The sequence below is a fragment of the Nostoc sp. LPT genome (genome assembly GCF_017115165.1).
Taxonomy (GTDB): Bacteria; Cyanobacteriota; Cyanobacteriia; order Cyanobacteriales; family Nostocaceae; genus Nostoc.
The window spans coordinates 18,202-36,139 of sequence record NZ_JABXKF010000180.1; the positions used below are offsets into that span (position 1 = coordinate 18,202).

The following is a 17,938-nucleotide window of genomic DNA, read 5'->3' on the forward strand; positions in this document are numbered from 1 at the left end:
CTTCTGCGATTGACAAAAATCAAGTAGATGACCCCATTAAGTACTTTTCTGCAAAAGAGAATCAAAATTTAGAGTAGTCAAAGCCAAAAGATCGTCAGTTCTCAAGCTTGATTTGTCGCCTTACCCCACAACCACTTTTCAAACATCCTCTTAAGCTCTCACGGATGGACTGTTACCGAAACCGATCTGCATTATCAAAAGCGATATTATCCTAGAAGAATATGAAAAAGCACCTCAAATAGCCAAGTCACTACCACCTCAAAGGCGCGATCGCTATATTGAGCCGCTTACCTTGCAGAGTCTTAAAGCTTAATCAGTCACACTATCCGTAGGTAAAAACTCTTTGAGCGCTTCTGCCTTACCAGCTTTCGCCATTGGGATCGAAAGAGGTACTGAACTAGCGATCGCAAATAACTGTTCTAGTTGACTCAAACCTGTCAAGCCACCACATAATAATACTTGGTCGCTGATTCGCAAGTCCATGCCGCCATCAGGATAGCGAATAAATTTACCATCGCGCCGGATCGCCTGTACCTGTACTCCATACTGCTTACCGATCTCTAAATCTTTAAGGGTTTTACCTAGTGTTGGCGCATCTGCATTAACTGTAACCCACTGGCAAGCACTATTTTCTCCAGGAACAACAGCTTGTCCTTTAGCTAATTCTGCTAAAGCCGCTAGTTCTTCATCTGCTCCCACCACCAGCAAGCGATCGCCTTCTGCCAATTTGGTTTGATTATTGGGATAATCAATTTCATCGCCGTTAACGCGGCGAATTGCCATTAAACTCACTCCTGTTAAATAGCGCATATCCGCCTCTTCTATACTCATGCCAATTAAGGGCGAATTAGATGGTAAAGGATACCAGCGCTGATTTAAATCGCGGGTTTCTTGGCGCAAATCACGAGCAACTTCAATTGCAGAACGCTCTGGGCGCAAATCTAAGTAATGATCGTTGCGGATTTGCTGCATTTCTCGTTGTACCACAGGTGGCGACAACAAGCCTAAGCCAGTTAATAAATAGGTTGCCATTTCTAAGCTGGCTTCAAACTCTGGTTGCACAACTTCTCTGGCTCCCAATTGATACAGCACCTCAATATTTTTATCTTGGGTAGCACGGACAACCAAATCTAATTCTGGGCGCAATTCCAAAGCGCGTTTCAAGCAAAGACGGGTACTCATGGGGTCTGGGAGTGCGATCGCCATTCCTTTGGCGTGATTCACCCCAGCGGTTTCCAGAACATGTAAACTCACGCAATTGCCATAGACATAAGACACCCCAGCCTCACGCAACTGCTGAATTCTACTCTCCGATTGGTCGATTACCACTACAGGTAGATCGTGTTGCTGCAACAACTTCACCAAATTCTTGCCGACTCGCCCATAGCCACAAACTACTACATGGTCTTTAAAGGGCAAATCTTTCGACACATCCCGCACCTCATCTTCTTCTAAGTATGGTTTCAACCAAGGCATTGATTCGGCAAAGTTAAATAAAAATGGCACTAACCGCAGGACAAAGGGAGTCAGCATGAGAGTGACTGCGGTAGTTCCCAAAATTAATAAGTATATTTGTCGGGACACTAGCCCCAAAGATTGCCCTTCGCTAGCGAGAACAAAAGAAAATTCTCCAATTTGCGCCAATCCCAAACCGGCGATTATGGCTGTTTTCAAAGGATAGCGGAACAGTTTCACTAGGGGGGTGATAATCAAAAATTTACCTACGAAAACTATTGCTACCAATTCCAAAATCAATTCCAGGTTGTTCCACAAAAACACTGGGTCAATTAACATCCCAATGGCGGCAAAAAATAAACTGGCAAAGATATCTCGCAGTGGTTCTACATAAGTCAGGGTTTGATCGGCGTACTCCACCTCAGAAATCATCAAACCCGCGACAAATGCGCCCATCTCAATGGACAGCCCCAAATGCTCTGTCAATAGGGCAATACCCAAACACAGGGCTACAACTCCTAATAAAAATAGTTCTTTACTTTCGGTACGGGCTAGCAGTTGCAACAAAGGCGGTATCAGCCAAATCCCCGCAGCTACTGCCCCAGCCGCAAATAAACCAATCGAAGCTAGCGCTGTTAAAACGGCGATACCAATAGTTTCTGCTGGTTGGTTGAGGGCTGGTAAGACTGCTAACATTAGTCCCAGCGCCAAGTCTTGGACTACCAAAATCCCTAGCATTACTTGCCCGTGGGGCGTTTCTGTTTCGTTGCGCTCCATCAAGCACTTAAGGACAACCGCTGTGGAAGACAAGGAGAGAATACACCCCAAAAACATCCCCTTTGCAGGTAAGGCTCCCCAGGCTCCGCTTAACCCGCATATTAAAACCGTGACCAAAATCGTCAAAGCAATCTGGAGTCCACCTCCACCAAGAGCGATCGCTTTTACCTTCTTGAGTTCCGTAAAAGAAAATTCCACACCCAAGGCGAATAACAAAAAGGCGACCCCGAACTGTGCCAGAGTCTCTACTTGAATAAGTTCTTTAATCAATCCCAGTCCCGTTGGCCCAACGACTATCCCGCCAATGAGATACCCCAGCAGCACGGGTTGTTGCAAAAGTGCCGCGAATAGTCCGCCACAAGCTGCAACGCCTAGAACTAAAACTAAATCAACAATTAACCGAAAATCTTCTTGCACCAGTTTTAAAAGAACTATTAAGACCTATTAATTCAGGATACAAAGTTTTATATATCCCAGGATAGTTTGTTTAGATATTGGGCATGGGGCATTGGGCATTAAATTTTAGGCGAACCAAGGGCATTCAATAATAGCAGTGACCACGGCATTTTTATATCGGGTATGAGCCATGAGTACTTTCTCAGTACAGGCAATGCAGCCGGGAGTACAAAACGCAGAGAGCGTAGCGATGCGGGCCGATCGCCATTTTCATCTACAAGATTATGTTTCTTAGCCAGTTCGGCAACAATCTGTACACGTCCTGTACGGCGGATAACATTTGGTTCACTAGCAAGTGCAGCGATCGCTCGTCCAGTTAATAAGGGAGTTTCCCAATTGTAGCGATCGCTCAAGAATGAGTTTTTCCGGTCAGTAGCATTGGTTTGATTCATTTCAGAAGCAAAACGGGAAAAAAGCTCAGTACCAACAATACCTGGCCAAATTGAAACAGAAGCGACGTTATGGGGTTTTAACTCAACAGCCATATTAGCAGCTAGGCGATCGCAAGCTGCTTTGCCAACACCATAAGCTATATCAAAGAGATAAAACATACTACCCCACGAGGAAATGGTGCAAATGAGTCCAGAGTTACGCTTAGTCATCATCCGAGCCGCAAAAACACTCGCAACATAGTGGCTGCGAAGACCAACGTTGTTGCTAGCATCCCAAAGACTTGGTTCAGAATCCCAAAAGGGCTGCCCCTGAGCGTCTTTTACTGCCTGAACTCCTGAGTAAGCATTATTTACCAGTAGATCGAGTTGTCCATTCTGTTCATCTTGAATGCGATCGAAAAGCAAACGCACCTGCTCATCGTCGCTGTGGTCTACTTGGACGGGAATGCATACACCACCGACTTCCTCAATGGCTGATTTCGTATCACTAAGACTACCTGAAACCCCATCACTGGAAGAGTTGTTGAGGCTGCGACCCGTGATGTATACAGTTGCGCCGGCTTCACCAAGACCAATAGCAATTCCCCTACCAATTCCCCGCGTAGCACCTGTTACCAAAGCCACTTTACCTTCAAGGTGTTTCATGAGCGCTCATTTCTAATCTTTTACCGTTAAATATTGATTATTACAATATTCTTTCGTAGCTGTGACTGAAATAACTTCTACTTCTATCGGTTTTTCTTTAGTTCCGTCGATCAGAAACTCACTAGCTCCTTCACGAGGTTTTTTTGGATTTCCCCAATCATAGGTATAACCTAAACCTGTCCAAGGATAATGTTCTTGACTACCAACTGCATAAGAAGTTGTGTATATCTCTTGCAAAATCGGATAACTAGCAGGAATCGGTATATCAAAAACATTACAACTAGAATCATTAATTTCTGGATCGACACATGGTCTACTTAAATCTTCAGCTTTCACCCACATTTCTACAAAATGTGTCTTATTTGAATTTCTATTTAAAATTAAGCCTAAATACTGCTGTAACCTCAGAGAAAGCATGATATTACCGGGAATATTTATGCCGATACCCTTACAATTTTGACAAAATTCTTTAACTTGAGGAACTGCTGTTAACCAAGTCCGTGCTTCTATGCTTTTTTTTGTACCTATTTTCCAATCTTCATTTGGGTTTTTGACATATTTCCAACTCGCCATCAAATATTCAATTTTGCCGTTATTTTCTCTCCACTTTACTTGAGGATTAGTTTTTGACAATGACCAAAGATTTTTTACTACTTTATCTTCACTTGGTCTTTTTGCATCCTCAATCGCTGTATCTAACTGCCTTTTCAGAGCTTTATAACTTTCGGGTTTATTTTTATCCAGATACTCATTGACATTTGCGTTGCTTTCTGATTGCGCTAATAAATATTTTCTGAGGTTTGATGTACTCTGTATGGGAATTTCTGTAGCTAGCAAACTGGAATATCCAACTGCCAAAAATGTACCTGCCAAGCCTAAAAATACTTGAGTCTTTAATTTTTTCATTAAAATAATCCTGTGGATTTCCAACAATAGGGTGAATGTTCCATCCCATATAAATATGGGTTCAACTCAAAGATTGAATCTGATTTTATATTTATGTTTGGCTAAGATAATATTGTGCTTAATATTTTTAATTAACTCTATCTGTATAAAAATGAATATTTTTGAGGTAGTAGTACTCTCTCAAGAGTAAATTGATGGATAAGCAAGTTCGTAGTCAGGACTTTAGTCCTTATTTTTTCAGCACTAAAGTCCTGACTACAAACTTTTCATTACTATAGCAATCGAAGTATAGGTTAGGACGTTAAACGAATAGCTGTATCAACTCTCTCCCGAAAATTTTCGATAGTACCAACTGATTTTCTGACTCGGTTTTTTATCGTAAACCAATAATGTTCAATATCGTTTAAATCAGGAGAGTATGGTGGTAAATACTCAAGTTCACACCCGACAGATTCAATTAATTCACGAATTCTCTGAGATTTGTGGAAAGTGGCATTATCTAAAATAACTGTCTGTCCTGATTTGAGTTCAGGTAAAAGTTTTTCTGCAAGCCATTTCTCAAAAACTAATCGATTACACGAACCTTCACTCGTTCAATGGGGCAATTAACTCTCCTTGGCATAAAGCACTCATAATACTTACTCTCAAGTTTCTTCTTCCTGATTTTAAATCGTAAAACCTTTCTCCTTTGGGGTTCCATCCAAAACCATAGTCTTCTCTATTATCTATTCCTGACTCATCAACGTAAACTAGCTTTGAGCGTTCTTTTTGGCTGATTTTGCCTTGAAATTCCTGCCTTTTTTCTTCATCCCTTTCTCTATACCCGTAAGTTTTTTTTCGGATATAACCAATTTTTTTTAAAGCTTTTCCTATAGTGCGATCGCTAATCTTTTCTGGCCAAGCTTCTGCCATTTCTGCTTGAGTTTTGCTGCCATTTATTTGCACAAACTGCTGAAATTTCTCTAAATCATTAATTTTCGGCTTATATCCTTGTTGATAGCCTACTTTCCCCTGATAATCTCCTGTATCTTCTCTCTTCTTTAAGCAAGTATCTATTGTATTACGGCTAATTTGAAAGATGCGACTGGCTTGAGTTTTTCTCATCCCACCATCAATCGCATTAATCACCCTAGTTCTTAAATCGTAACTATAAGATGCTGGCATTTTTTTCTATTATGTCCTAATCTATGCTTTGACTGCTATAACTTAGCAAAGTAGTAGTCTGCCACAGGCATCACAACAGATTAATAAAGCTAGTAGTCAGTAGGGGCTATTATTTTTTACTCAGCACTTTCTTTTTCAGGCTGACATATCTGCGACAGGAAGCGATCGCAGTTAATCTCAAAAATTTGCGTATAATTACTTAAAAATTTCAGCCATTTTCCGAAAAATCGACTATACTCTACGGATACAGCAATGCTCTTTAGTCTGTCCCTGGAAAATCTTATGAGGCAACCCTAACAATCAATCGCCTGCAGAAAACATTGTTTTATCGTTTATATGAGGGGTCTAACCCTCTATTTATCATCTCTATCCACCACTGGGAAGGGGTTTTGGTCAAGCCATGCTTGTTGGTAATCAGCTTGAGCGTTTATTGACAGGATGACGCTGGCTAAACAAGCGATTAAACTATGGATAATGTCAAGCAATTGTTGCTTTTAACACCACTTACATAAATTTAATCTCATTGTCAAATCTAAAACCTCATCCTGTTATATAAAATACCAGTTATGTCAGCGTATCAAGGAAGTTGTGGGGAGACCACCGATTTGATTATTGGTGTTCACAACCAAGAAAACCTCGAATTACCAGCAAATTCTGCTCCTGTGGGTGCTCTTGCCACAAGACAAGGAACTTTTTCTACGTTTCTTGCTCCCTTGACTCAGGATACTTTTAAACAGGTCGTTAAGGATGTCGAGCAAAAATTACAGATTGTTCATCAAACCCTATCAATGCTTGATTCTCATGGGTTTGAAACTCTTCTGCAAGAAATGTTGCATTCGATTACCTTGAAAACCGGGGAATTACTAGGAGCAGACCGGACAACGATATTTTATATTGGATGAAGAAAAACAAGAACTCTGGTCAATTTTGGCTGAGGGGGAGGGCGGTCGCTCTTTAGAAATCCGCATCCCCGCCAATAAAGGCATTGCTGGGGAAGTCGCCACCTCCAAACAAGTTATCAATATTCCCTTTGATTTTTATAGTGACCTGCGATCGCATTTTGCCCAAGAACAAGAAAAGAGAACTGGCTATCGCACCTACACGATGTTAGCTTTGCCACTCTTAAATGAACATGGGCAATTAGTTGCAGTAGTGCAATTACTGAATAAATTAAAATCTGGGAATAATCACAATGCTCCACTTGCAGAGCGCATTGATAACAAAGGTTTTACTTGTGCTGACGAACAATTATTTCAAGAATTTGCCCCTTCGATTCGCTTGATTTTAGAGTCCTCGCGCTCTTTTTATGTCGCCACCCAAAAACAAAGAGCAGTGGCGGCGCTGATGAAGGCAATCAAGTCCCTCTCTCAAAGCAGTCTCGACTTAGAAGACACCCTCAAACGGGTGATGGATGAAGCCAAAGAATTGATGAATGCCGATCGCAGTACACTATGGTTAATAGACCGCGATCGCCATGAATTATGGACGAAAATTACTCAAGATGATGGTTCAACCAAAGAGTTACGAGTCCCGGTAGGTAAGGGCTTTGCTGGCATAGTAGCGGCTTCTGGCAAAAAACTGAATATTGGCTTTGATTTGTACTACGATCCTGACTCAGAGACAGCCCAAAAACTAGACCAGCAAAATGGCTATCGCACCTGTAGCTTGCTTTGTATGCCAGTATTTAATGCCGATCAACAACTGATTGGCGTTACCCAACTCGTAAATAAAAAGAAATCCGGGGATTTTCCCCCTTATAATCCAGCTGATTGGCCCAAAGCTCCCGACTGCTTCCAAGCTAGCTTTGACCGCAACGATGAAGAGTTCATGGAAGCTTTTAATATTCAAGCGGGAGTAGCGCTGCAAAATGCCCAGTTGTTTGCCACAGTCAAACAACAAGAACAAATGCAACGGGATATTCTGCGTAGTCTTTCCAATGGAGTGGTTTCCACTGACAAAACTGGGTTAATTATCGCCGCCAATGAAAGTGCCAAACGTTTGCTAGGACTGGAGGCAGAAGACCGATTAGAAGGTAAATTAGTTACTGATACGATCGGCATTAAAGAAGGCGACTTTAGTAAGTGGTATCAGGATGCTTTACATGCAGTTGACTTAAAAGGCCGCCAGCAATATTACCCCGATCGCACACTCATAACCACTGATACAGAACAGCACAGTATTAATTTATCGATTAACACAATTGCCGATGCTAGCGACCAAGAGCAAGTCCGTGGGGCGCTGGTAGTCATGGAAGATATTAGTGATGAAAAGCGGCTCAAGAGTACGATGTACCGCTACATGACCCAGGAATTAGCCGAAGAATTGCTGAAATTAGATGACGCTAAACTCGGAGGCGATCGCAAAGAAGTTTCGATATTATTTTCCGATATTCGCGGCTACACCACTTTGACGGAAAACTTGGAAGCAGAAGAAGTGGTGAGTATGCTCAATGAATATTTTGAATCAATGGTGGAGGCAGTCTTTAAACATAAAGGCACCCTTGACAAATATATCGGCGACGCCATCATGGCTGTATTTGGTTCTCCTCTACCATTAGAAGAACACGCTTGGATGGCAGTACAAACATCCTTAGAAATGCGCGATCGCCTACACGAATTTAATCAACGTCGCCATACAGATGATAAGCCCAGAATTAAAATCGGCATTGGCATCAATTCTGATACCGTGATTAGTGGAAATATTGGCTCTAGTAAGCGGATGGAATTTACTGCGATTGGCGATGGCGTTAATCTTGGCTCTCGATTAGAAAGTGTTAGTAAACAGTATGGTTGCGATATTATTATTAGCCATAATACCTTTAAACCATGCCAAGATCATATTTGGGCTAGGGAACTAGATTACATTCGTGTCAAGGGTAGAAACGAACCAGTAGCCATATACGAATTACTGGGTTTGCGTTCCAATCCGATTGAAAGCGAAAAATTGCAAGTGATTGAGCACTATCATAAAGGGCGTGAGTATTACCTCAAGCGGCAGTTTTCTCGTGCCAGGGCTGAGTTTGCTAATGTGTTGGCAGCAGACAGCCAGGACAAAGCTGCTATGTTGCATCTGTTGCGTTGTCAGCATTGGTTACAATCGCCCCCAACAGAATCAGATTGGGATGAAGGAGTTTGGACATTTCAGGAGAAATAAACTAGTACCGCAAGGCGGAATTCAAAATTCAAAATTCAAAATTAATACAGCGTAAGCATTTCATTGGTTTTGAATGGGTGGTTTATTTACACCGTACTGCACTAGTCAAAATTTTTGTTTTCTTTTTAAAAGATTAGATTCTTCTGATTACTTATGTCAATTTTGATTTAATAAAATATAACTAATTAATTTTAACTCACTCAAATAATCTTTTATAACTACAATGATAGTGAACTAGATAATATTCAGCCTTAAATCTTTAAAAGAATAGGCTGTTTAAATCGAGTAATTTTATATATTATGAAATTAAACAATATGTTGAAAAATAACTTTTAGTAAATCTCCTTGTTTAAAAGGCTTAGTTAAATAGCCTGATGCTCTGACCATCTTTGCTTTGGCTCTATCTAGAAATCCTACTTTTTCTGACACCATAATCACAGGTGTATTTTTAAAATATGAGTGTTTACGCAGCAAAGAGCAGAGTTCATATCCATCTAGATTAGGCATTAATATATCCAACAAAATTATGTCAGGTTTTATACGGATAATCTGCATTAAAGCTTTTAAAGAATCAGTGACTCCGATAACAGAAAAAGTTTGCTCATCTAAATAACTTTTAATAGCATTCAATACTGTAGGACTGTCATCAATACACAAGATTGTATAGATTTTTCTGTCAGCAGACGGTTGGATGATTTGCTGACCCCTGTTTTCATCAGTATTAATAGAGTAGGCTGCTGCTTTATAGCCGTTTATTTTAGGCAACTTTGGCGTAGTTTTGACTTTAGGTTGTAGCTCATTTATTTGGAAAAATTGTGAGGTATGCGATTGATAACTTAGCGATGTTTGATGATAAACCGCTTCTCTACGAGAGGCTTCTCTTTCAAAGACGCTAACGCGAACACCAACGTTTCGGGGCGTTAAACATTGTTCAACTAATAAACGGAGATTTAGATGACAAAACTTTGGCATATCATCGAGAAAGCTCTCAGGAATAAATTCATAACTTCCCTCCTCTAAATTCAAAAATGACTCCAGAACTTCTAGCGCCAATTGCTCTATCAGCATTGCGGCTTGAGAGGAACTGATATATTTCTGATTGACTAACCAACAAATAGCCAGATAATCTGGGTTTGGTATTGCCTGATTTTCAATACCAGTTTCAAATATCGCCCGCAACTGGTCTTTGATTCCGTCAGGGAGAGTAGAAATTTGCTGACTCAAGCATTGCAAATTTCTGTAAAGCGGCTCAAACATTTTCTCTGAGTAACAGGCATAAATTAGTTTCCCCTCATCTACATATATTGACCAAGAGCCTGATGTACTAAACACCTGTAAACAACCAGTAACCGACTTACCAGTGATTTTTTTCAACAAAGTTAGGGGCTGGAGCTTTTGGAAAAATCTGTATCTACTAATCGGAAGTGTCTTCATTGGGATAGCTCTGGAATAAAATTAACATTTGCAGGTAAAATTAGTGAATTACCTTTTCGGAATTCACCCTGACTTTGTTGGAAGCACTGTCAGATAAATATAACGGTCATATTTGAGTTAGTACAGAGATTCCACACCCCCCAACTCTTAATTCACCAATCTCGGTTAAGCTATAATCCACGAGTTACAACTAAACCAATTCATGCTACTGACCAATAGCAAAATTGCCTGACTAGTTGCCAGGATATAGTATTTCAAAAATTAGATTGGTTTTCTGTATCTTTAGCTAATCTAGCCAATCTAACAGTAACTCAAGTGGCACACAAAGACCATTGGCTCTCGCCCATCAGTCACAAAAGTATCATTGTTATCCGTATTTTGCAGCTTAAAATTATAGATACTTTAGTTCTCTTGCAAAAGTTTTTTGTCCCTAATCCTAAAGTCTGGAGCGACCAAAATCTACTGTAATGTAAACGTAAATGTTTCTCCATCAAGGCTTATAGGCATTAAGTCCGCGCTGACAAAGTATGTTTTTATATCCGTGACGAAAGTCGTCAGCTACTTTTCAAGAAGTTTATTCTTGAGTATAACTTCACCAGAGAAAAAGTATTATTAAAAACTAAGCATTCCAAAAGTTCAATACCTTACTTAAGTTTGTGATTGTAGAGCAACTCTTAATCTTGGGATTTGGCAAAATTATCACTTGCACAACAATAATGGAAAACCTCCGGTCAAGAATGAGTTTGCTGATAATTGCCGCCATGATGGTGTGTGGTGAGATGCACAGGCGACCAAATCAGCAGAAGGGAATCTCTTCATAAGTACTGGAAACGGGTTCTAATGTTGTGTGGGGCTAAATAGTCATCCTGCACAAATTGGAGTGACAAATTCAAGAACTTACAGGGAAATCCTTGATTAGTAGTAGATACCTGCAAAATAGCTGTTTTCAGCTAGATGGTAGATAACAAGTAACATACTCACTAAAACTTAGATTACTATAATTTTCAAAAAAAGTTACCAGAAATATATAAACTTCATGATAAATCAGTAAAGTAAACATGAAAACTAATTAATATTATCTTCCAGAAAATTGTTATAAATATTTATTTGTTTAGATATCCGGGAAAGCTGAAAATGCATAGTAAAAGATAATTATGTCTGCTTATTGAATTACACTTGTAAAAAACTGAATCATTTTATGGTAGCAATTTATCCGAAAAATCCCAAGTTTGAAAAATCACAAATATAAATACAAAATTGTACGCGTAGGCGTAGCCTGTTGTAAACATCACATTGATTAACCCATAAGATATATGTAGCGAAAAGACGCAAAGAATTTCTTTGCGTCTTTGGCGTGAGATTTATAAGTGGACATTCTCAGCGTTATACTTCTCCATCTACTTAAAATTGCTCCCGCCAGCACCAGCTTAAAAGTGTACCACCAGCTACCAGCTTCACTACTTCCAGTAGCCAATAACTACCGTGTAGTAAATTCATTGTCGATGGAATAGCAGCAGCAGCTTCAAATAGGTTGAGTTGAACTCCTATAGCGCACATCTGCGGAGTTAAGAAATAAGTATCAAGCACAGCGATAGTTAGCAACAGCACAGATAAAACAATACTGCCAATACTCCAGTGATATCGGGTTTTGCTCAAAGCTAGTGCCCCAGTCAGGACTACAGCAGCTGATAATAATTCCATCCGATTGAAGTTCCAAAAAATCGTATAGCCTGCTGTCGTAAAACCAGCTTGGCTCATCATCCCGGAAAGATAAAGGCTAGGCATAATTACCCAGTCTAAAACCAGACTAGCACTGAGCCAAAAGCCCAAGGTCAATACGATCGCGGTTTGCCAAATGGGTCGTTTGAATTCAAGGTTAGAAATAGCAGTCATAAAATAATTGCGTGTGTTGTATTTCTTTAGTTTCTAACTTCACCAGCAATTTGACAACTAATATCAACTAACCTTTACAAAGCGATCGCTCTTACATTCTGAAGTCAATACCAAGATTTTTTAAACTAAGTTAAGAAAGCTTAAGATTTTATAAAAAGTAATTTAAATAGTTTTTGTCTGTTAGAAATACTCAAGGATAACGCTTGAGCAACTCTTTAGAATCCACAACTCAATACGCTTGGGTTAAGAGTTATTGTGTAGATAATTGGTCTTTGAAGACGCGATAAATCGCGTCTCTACATCTGGGTTTTGTTGCTCATTCTGAACTGTATTGATCTATAACTAACCTAGATTATGCACATTTAAGATGGCAAGCTTCATCAAAACTTTAAAAAAATTAAGACACAAATAACTTAAATATCTTTTTGCTGTATAAAATAATCTAGACTTGTTGCTTTTGTTTTATTAACCTTCTCTTAATTTTAGACCCTTGTAAATCAGGTGAACGTTGTCAGTTTTCAACGCAGATATGATATAAAAACAGCGTGTGTTCCATGATGTCTTAGACTACGCCACTTGCGATCGCATATCGTGGCAATATTTTGCTATCTATGTGAATTAGTGTACTGTTGAGTTCATCCGGTAAATCGCGATCTTTTACCCGCGAATCTGCCTGCAAAAGTGAAACATTGTATGTAAATGCATCTAGAACCGACAAAAGCGACGGATTTCGGGCAACGTAATGTAACGCATAATTAAATTCACCAGATGTCTGTTATATCAAGTCCGCTTAATTACTTATGATTACCACATCTGTGCAAAAATCCCAAAAGTCTCTTTTCCCCAGCAAGAACTGCGATCTAAATGATAAGTCTTTAGTCGCACACGATATTATATATAGCTGCTGGCTATAATATCTTGTTGTATAAAGTATCTATCTTGAGACAGATTTTTTTGTAGATGTTTGGTTATATAGTACACTTCGCATGGTGGATTGACTTAAAGATATTTACAGATGTTATGATTTGCATTGTTGTAATGTTATGATTTGTGTTGTACTTTTCAGTTATCAACTAGTAAATTATTTGCTGTTTGAAGCTGAAAAGGCTTACTTTAGGACTAAGAAGGCAATTTAAGCAAACTTAGAAACCTTTAATATACACAAGCATTCCTTAAAAAAGTTAAACTTTTGTTACAAGGAACTCAGATAGATTTAAATTCTGAATTTTCAGGAGTTGCTGAGATTAAATATGTTGATTACTGAGCATTAAATTAACTTAGCAAAAGAGGTATTTTACTGATATTTTGAATAGAATGCAGTGAGTCATCTTTGTTTTTAGCCATTTTATGGTTTGAGACTAATGCAAAAAAATACAGCGAGATGAGAATTAATCATTTCTGTAATATCAAATGTCAGCCTAGAGATAGACAATGATAAACAATATGAGTAGTTTACTAAGATATGAGTTTTGCAAAGTCTAGCGATCGGCAAGTTGCTAGAGACAAATATAGTGGAGTTAATAAAAATTCAGGTAAACTTCCTAAATGTCCACTGTTATTCTGAAGCAAACAGAATGTAGCAAGTTTAGTAATAAAAGGTTTGAAACTAATGCTAATAAACAGCAAACTAACGATTAATCAGGGTTCTAATCTCAAATTGAAGCTTGGAGAGCAACGGTATAATCAGTTGTCTAGGCTAGAATTTTTGCGGAATCGTACAGTTGGAAAGCCACTATATTTAAACGTAGTGGAATAAATCTGAATTCAGATGAATTTCCCAAATTTAAAGTCAACAATCCACAGAAGAAGCAGGCAAGTATGATGCCAATATATTGCTAGTGGGGCTAGTTGACTTGTTTGAGGTTATGCCGAATTAAAGGTTAACCCATCTACAGAATTTACTCAAATGAATGGTGTTGTTTAAAAACATTGCAAGTCAGTAATAAGCGTTAGCTTTTTCTTGAAAGCTAATTTTGTCCTGTCTTTTATCTGAAAGGGTAAAGAACATGGTTGCTTGCTGGCATATATTAGGGTAAATCGCAATTATTACCGACAATCTCACAACTTTTTAATTGGAATCAGGTCAACACACATGAATAAAGTTCAAGCATCATTTGAAGCTACAGAAGCTGCGTTTCACGTGCAAGGTTACGAAAAAATCGATTTTAGTCTTGTCTATGTGAACGGTGCATTTGATATTCAAAACAGAGAAATCGCAGATAGCTATGCAAAATTTGGTCGCTGTCTGACTGTAATTGATGCCAATGTCCATGAACTTTATGGCGATCAGATCAAGTCATATTTTAGACACTATGACATTGAACTGACGTTATTTCCAATCATTATTACAGAGACAGCTAAAACGCTGGCAACTTTTGAAAAAATTATTGACGCTTTTTCAGACTTTGGCTTAGTTCGTAAGGAACCAGTCTTAGTCGTCGGCGGTGGTCTAATCACTGATGTGGCTGGGTTTGCTTGCGCTTCTTACCGTCGCAAGAGTAACTACATTCGCATTCCTACTACGTTGATTGGTTTAATTGATGCAGGTGTAGCAATTAAGGTTGCAGTTAATCATCGTAAGGAAAAAAATCGCTTGGGAGCATATCATGCACCTTTGAAAGTAATCTTAGATTTCTCATTCTTGAAAACCTTGCCAACCGCTCAAGTTCGCAATGGGATGGCAGAGTTAGTGAAAATTGCGGTAGTTTCTAACTCTGAAGTCTTTGAACTGCTATATGAATATGGCGAAGAACTGCTTTCCACTCACTTTGGACATGTGAATGCAACACCAGAAATTAAAGAGATTGCCCATAAAGTCAACTACGAGGGAATAAAAACCATGTTGGAGTTAGAGACTCCTAACTTGCATGAAATAGACCTTGATCGCGTCATTGCCTACGGTCACACTTGGAGTCCTACCCTAGAATTAGCACCTCAAATACCCCTATATCACGGTCATGCAGTCAATATAGATATGGCTTTGTCTGCAACCATTGCAGCACAACGGGGTTATATTTCCACAGGAGAGCGCGATCGCATCCTAGACTTGATGAGTCGTATAGGTTTATCACTCGATCATCCTCTATTAGATGGGGATTTACTCTGGTATGCTACCCGATCTATAAGCTTGACACGAGATGGCAAACAACGCGCAGCTATGCCTCGTCCAATTGGTGAGTGCTTCTTTGTCAACGATCTGACTCGTGAAGAACTTGATGCTGCCTTAGCTGAACACAAACGTCTTTGTGCTAAATATCCTCGTGGCGGAGAAGGGGTTGATGCATACATTGAAAGTCAAGAAGCCAAGCTAGTAGGGGTCTGAAGATATGACCACTGTTGTAGGACGAGAAACAGCTAGACCGATAACGCCACATAGCATCTTAGTAGCCCAGCTACAGCAAACCCTCAAATTGGCAGAAGAGAACAACATTCCTGTAGAGATATTAGATTCTTTGCGGCAGGGAGTTCAATTAGCAGCGGGTTTAGATCCCTACTTAGATGATTACACCACCCCCGAATCGAGCGCATTGACGGCATTAGCGCAAAAAACTAGCATTGAAGACTGGAGCAAACGCTTCAGCGATGGCGAAACAGTGCGTCAACTAGAGCAGGAAATGCTCTCAGGACATCTGGAAGGACAGACATTGAAAATGTTTGTTCATATCACCAAGGCAAAGCGCATTCTAGAAGTAGGAATGTTCACAGGGTATTCAGCCTTAGCAATGGCAGAAGCATTACCAAGTGATGGGCAACTTATAGGTTGCGAAGTAGATCCTTATGTTGCTCAATTTGCTCAAGCTTGCTTTAGTGAGTCTCCCCACGGCAACAAAATCGTTGTAGAAGTAGCACCTGCCCTAGAGACACTCCACAAACTAGCTGGCAGAAAAGAAGTATTCGATCTGATCTTCATTGATGCGGATAAAAGAGAGTATGTAGATTACTTCCAGACCATTTTGGATAGTAACTTACTGACTCCTGACGGGTTCATTTGTGTGGATAACACATTGTTGCAGGCACAAGTTTACCTACCACCCGAACAACGCACCGCCAACGGTGAAGCGATCGCTCAGTTCAACCGCATTGTCGCCGCCGATCCTCGTGTCGAGCAAGTTCTGTTACCCATCCGAGATGGTATAACTTTAATTAGACGCGTAGTGTAATGAAGTTTGTAGAGACGTTGCAATGCAACGTCTCTACAATAAACACAAAGGAAAGATTTATGGCACAATCAATTTCTTTATCTCCGCTTCAATCCCCAACGTCATCAACGGGTGTTAGGGTAAAGGTAATAGCTCTATTCAAGACTCTCGGTACTCTGACATTATTACTAATAGCCTTGCCGTTCAATGCTTTGATAGTGTTGATATCTCTGTTGTGGGGCATTGTGCGTTCGCCGTTTACGAAAAATGTCGTAGCTGCTCATCCTCAGACGATCTTGGTTAGCGGAGCCAAGATGACTAAAGCATTGCAACTTGCCCGCTCCTTCCATGCCGCAGGGCATAGAGTTATTTTAATTGAAGGTCACAAATACTGGTTATCTGGTCATAGATTTTCAAAAGCGGTGAGTCGTTTTTATACAGTTCCGGCTCCGCAATCAGACCCAGAAGGCTATATCCAGGCGCTAGTAGAAATCGTTAAAAAGGAAAAGGTTGACGTTTTTGTACCTGTATCCAGTCCTGTATCTAGCTACTATGAATCTTTAGCAAAGGCTGCATTATCAGAATACTGCGAAGTTTTCCACTTTGAGCCAGATATAACCAAGATGTTGGATGATAAATTTGCCCTTACCGATCGGGCGCGATCGCTTGGTTTATCTGTCCCCAAGTCTTTTAAAATCACAGATCCTCAACAAGTCATCAATTTCGATTTTAGTCAAGAAACCCGCAAATATATTCTTAAAAGTATTGATTACGACTCTGTTCGCCGCTTAAATTTAACCAAACTTCCCTGCGATACCCCAGAAGAAACAGCAGCCTTTGTCAACAGTTTACCCATCAGTCCAGAAAGACCTTGGATTATGCAAGAGTTTATTCCTGGTAAGGAATTATGCACACATAGTACAGTGCGGGATGGGGAATTAAGATTGCATTGCTGTTCAGACTCTTCTGCTTTTCAAATCAACTATGAAAACGTCGAAAATCCCCAAATCCGTGAATGGGTGCAACACTTCGTCAAGAGTTTGGCACTGACTGGGCAAGTTTCTTTCGACTTTATCCAAGCCCAAGACGGTACAGTTTACGCCATTGAATGCAATCCCCGTACCCATTCGGCAATTACAATGTTCTACAATCACCCCGGTGTTGCAGACGCCTATCTTGGTAAAACTCCCCTAGCTGCACCTCTGGAACCCCTAGCAAGTAGCAAGCCCACTTACTTCATATATCACGAAATCTGGCGACTAACTGGTATCCGTTCCTGGAAACAATTGCAAACATCGGTTAATACTCTAGTGCGAGGCACTGATGCCATTTATAGTCTTGATGACCCCATACCATTTTTGACTTTGCATCATTGGCAGATTCCCTTACTTTTGCTGAAGAATCTCCAACAACTCAAAGGATGGGTAAAAATAGACTTTAACATTGGTAAACTGGTGGAATTAGGTGGCGATTAAAATAATTCGTAATTAAAAAAAATTCAGTAGATCATAGTCCCCTCTTCGC

The 17,938-nt window shown here is 39.9% G+C and carries 10 protein-coding genes and 1 pseudogene; 4 read left to right on the forward strand and 7 right to left on the reverse strand.

The genetic code is table 11. The features are described from left to right. Nucleotides 1–309: 309 nt before the first annotated feature. From HWQ58_RS35855 to HWQ58_RS35875, 5 genes are all read right to left on the reverse strand, one after another. A complete protein-coding gene (locus HWQ58_RS35855; protein WP_292873274.1) occupies nucleotides 310–2,649 on the reverse strand; it encodes a cation:proton antiporter in 2,340 nt (779 codons plus the stop codon). Between the two features lie 98 nt (nucleotides 2,650–2,747). Beyond that, nucleotides 2,748–3,725 (reverse strand): SDR family NAD(P)-dependent oxidoreductase, encoded by a 978-nt coding sequence (locus tag HWQ58_RS35860; protein WP_292873276.1) that lies wholly within the window; start codon nucleotides 3,723–3,725, stop codon nucleotides 2,748–2,750. Between the two features lie 12 nt (nucleotides 3,726–3,737). Then, nucleotides 3,738–4,631: a hypothetical protein gene (locus HWQ58_RS35865; protein ID WP_292873278.1), complete on the reverse strand. Its 894-nt coding sequence runs from the start codon at nucleotides 4,629–4,631 to the stop codon at nucleotides 3,738–3,740. Nucleotides 4,632–4,924: 293 nt separating this feature from the next. Then, nucleotides 4,925–5,795 (reverse strand): IS630 family transposase gene (locus HWQ58_RS35870; RefSeq protein ID WP_292873280.1). Its coding sequence is split into 2 segments (ribosomal slippage): nucleotides 4,925–5,224 and nucleotides 5,226–5,795, totalling 870 coding nucleotides; the frame shifts between segments, so codons are not numbered across the junction. A 353-nt stretch (nucleotides 5,796–6,148) separates the two neighbouring features. Next, the gene (locus tag HWQ58_RS35875) at nucleotides 6,149–6,280 is read right to left on the reverse strand and encodes a hypothetical protein (RefSeq protein ID WP_292873282.1); all 132 of its coding nucleotides are present in this window, start codon (nucleotides 6,278–6,280) and stop codon (nucleotides 6,149–6,151) included. Between the two features lie 81 nt (nucleotides 6,281–6,361). On the opposite strand from HWQ58_RS35875, the pseudogene HWQ58_RS35880 reads away from it, so the two are divergent. After that, a pseudogene (locus HWQ58_RS35880) lies at nucleotides 6,362–8,948 on the forward strand (adenylate/guanylate cyclase domain-containing protein). Nucleotides 8,949–9,254: 306 nt separating this feature from the next. Here HWQ58_RS35880 and HWQ58_RS35885 read toward each other — a convergent pair. Then, nucleotides 9,255–10,382 carry a response regulator gene (locus HWQ58_RS35885; RefSeq protein ID WP_292873284.1) on the reverse strand — a complete coding sequence of 376 codons (1,128 nt, stop codon included), beginning with the start codon at nucleotides 10,380–10,382 and terminating at the stop codon, nucleotides 9,255–9,257. A 1,401-nt stretch (nucleotides 10,383–11,783) separates the two neighbouring features. Next, on the reverse strand, nucleotides 11,784–12,275 hold the full coding sequence (locus tag HWQ58_RS35890; RefSeq protein ID WP_094352211.1) for a hypothetical protein: 492 nt from the start codon (nucleotides 12,273–12,275) through the stop codon (nucleotides 11,784–11,786). A 2,092-nt stretch (nucleotides 12,276–14,367) separates the two neighbouring features. On the opposite strand from HWQ58_RS35890, the gene HWQ58_RS35895 reads away from it, so the two are divergent. The 3 genes from HWQ58_RS35895 to HWQ58_RS35905 are packed head-to-tail and all read left to right on the forward strand — an operon-like array spanning nucleotide 14,368 to nucleotide 17,889. Beyond that, nucleotides 14,368–15,597 (forward strand): sedoheptulose 7-phosphate cyclase, encoded by a 1,230-nt coding sequence (locus HWQ58_RS35895; RefSeq protein WP_292873287.1) that lies wholly within the window; start codon nucleotides 14,368–14,370, stop codon nucleotides 15,595–15,597. 4 nt (nucleotides 15,598–15,601) lie between these two features. Next, nucleotides 15,602–16,435, forward strand: coding sequence for a class I SAM-dependent methyltransferase (locus HWQ58_RS35900; protein ID WP_292873289.1), 834 nt, complete (start codon nucleotides 15,602–15,604; stop codon nucleotides 16,433–16,435). 59 nt (nucleotides 16,436–16,494) lie between these two features. Then, the gene (locus HWQ58_RS35905; RefSeq protein ID WP_292873291.1) at nucleotides 16,495–17,889 is read left to right on the forward strand and encodes an ATP-grasp domain-containing protein; all 1,395 of its coding nucleotides are present in this window, start codon (nucleotides 16,495–16,497) and stop codon (nucleotides 17,887–17,889) included. The last annotated feature ends 49 nt before the right edge of the window (nucleotides 17,890–17,938 follow it).

What these genes read in the sequence shown, in the direction of transcription:
- HWQ58_RS35860 (WP_292873276.1), bottom strand. Translation starts at nt 3,725, where the DNA reads ATGAAACACCTTGAAGGTAAAGTGGCTTTGGTAACAGGTGCTACGCGG.
- HWQ58_RS35865 (WP_292873278.1), bottom strand. Translation starts at nt 4,631, where the DNA reads ATGAAAAAATTAAAGACTCAAGTATTTTTAGGCTTGGCAGGTACATTT.
- HWQ58_RS35885 (WP_292873284.1), bottom strand. Translation starts at nt 10,382, where the DNA reads ATGAAGACACTTCCGATTAGTAGATACAGATTTTTCCAAAAGCTCCAG.
- HWQ58_RS35890 (WP_094352211.1), bottom strand. Translation starts at nt 12,275, where the DNA reads ATGACTGCTATTTCTAACCTTGAATTCAAACGACCCATTTGGCAAACC.
- HWQ58_RS35895 (WP_292873287.1), top strand. Translation starts at nt 14,368, where the DNA reads ATGAATAAAGTTCAAGCATCATTTGAAGCTACAGAAGCTGCGTTTCAC.
- HWQ58_RS35900 (WP_292873289.1), top strand. Translation starts at nt 15,602, where the DNA reads ATGACCACTGTTGTAGGACGAGAAACAGCTAGACCGATAACGCCACAT.
- HWQ58_RS35905 (WP_292873291.1), top strand. Translation starts at nt 16,495, where the DNA reads ATGGCACAATCAATTTCTTTATCTCCGCTTCAATCCCCAACGTCATCA.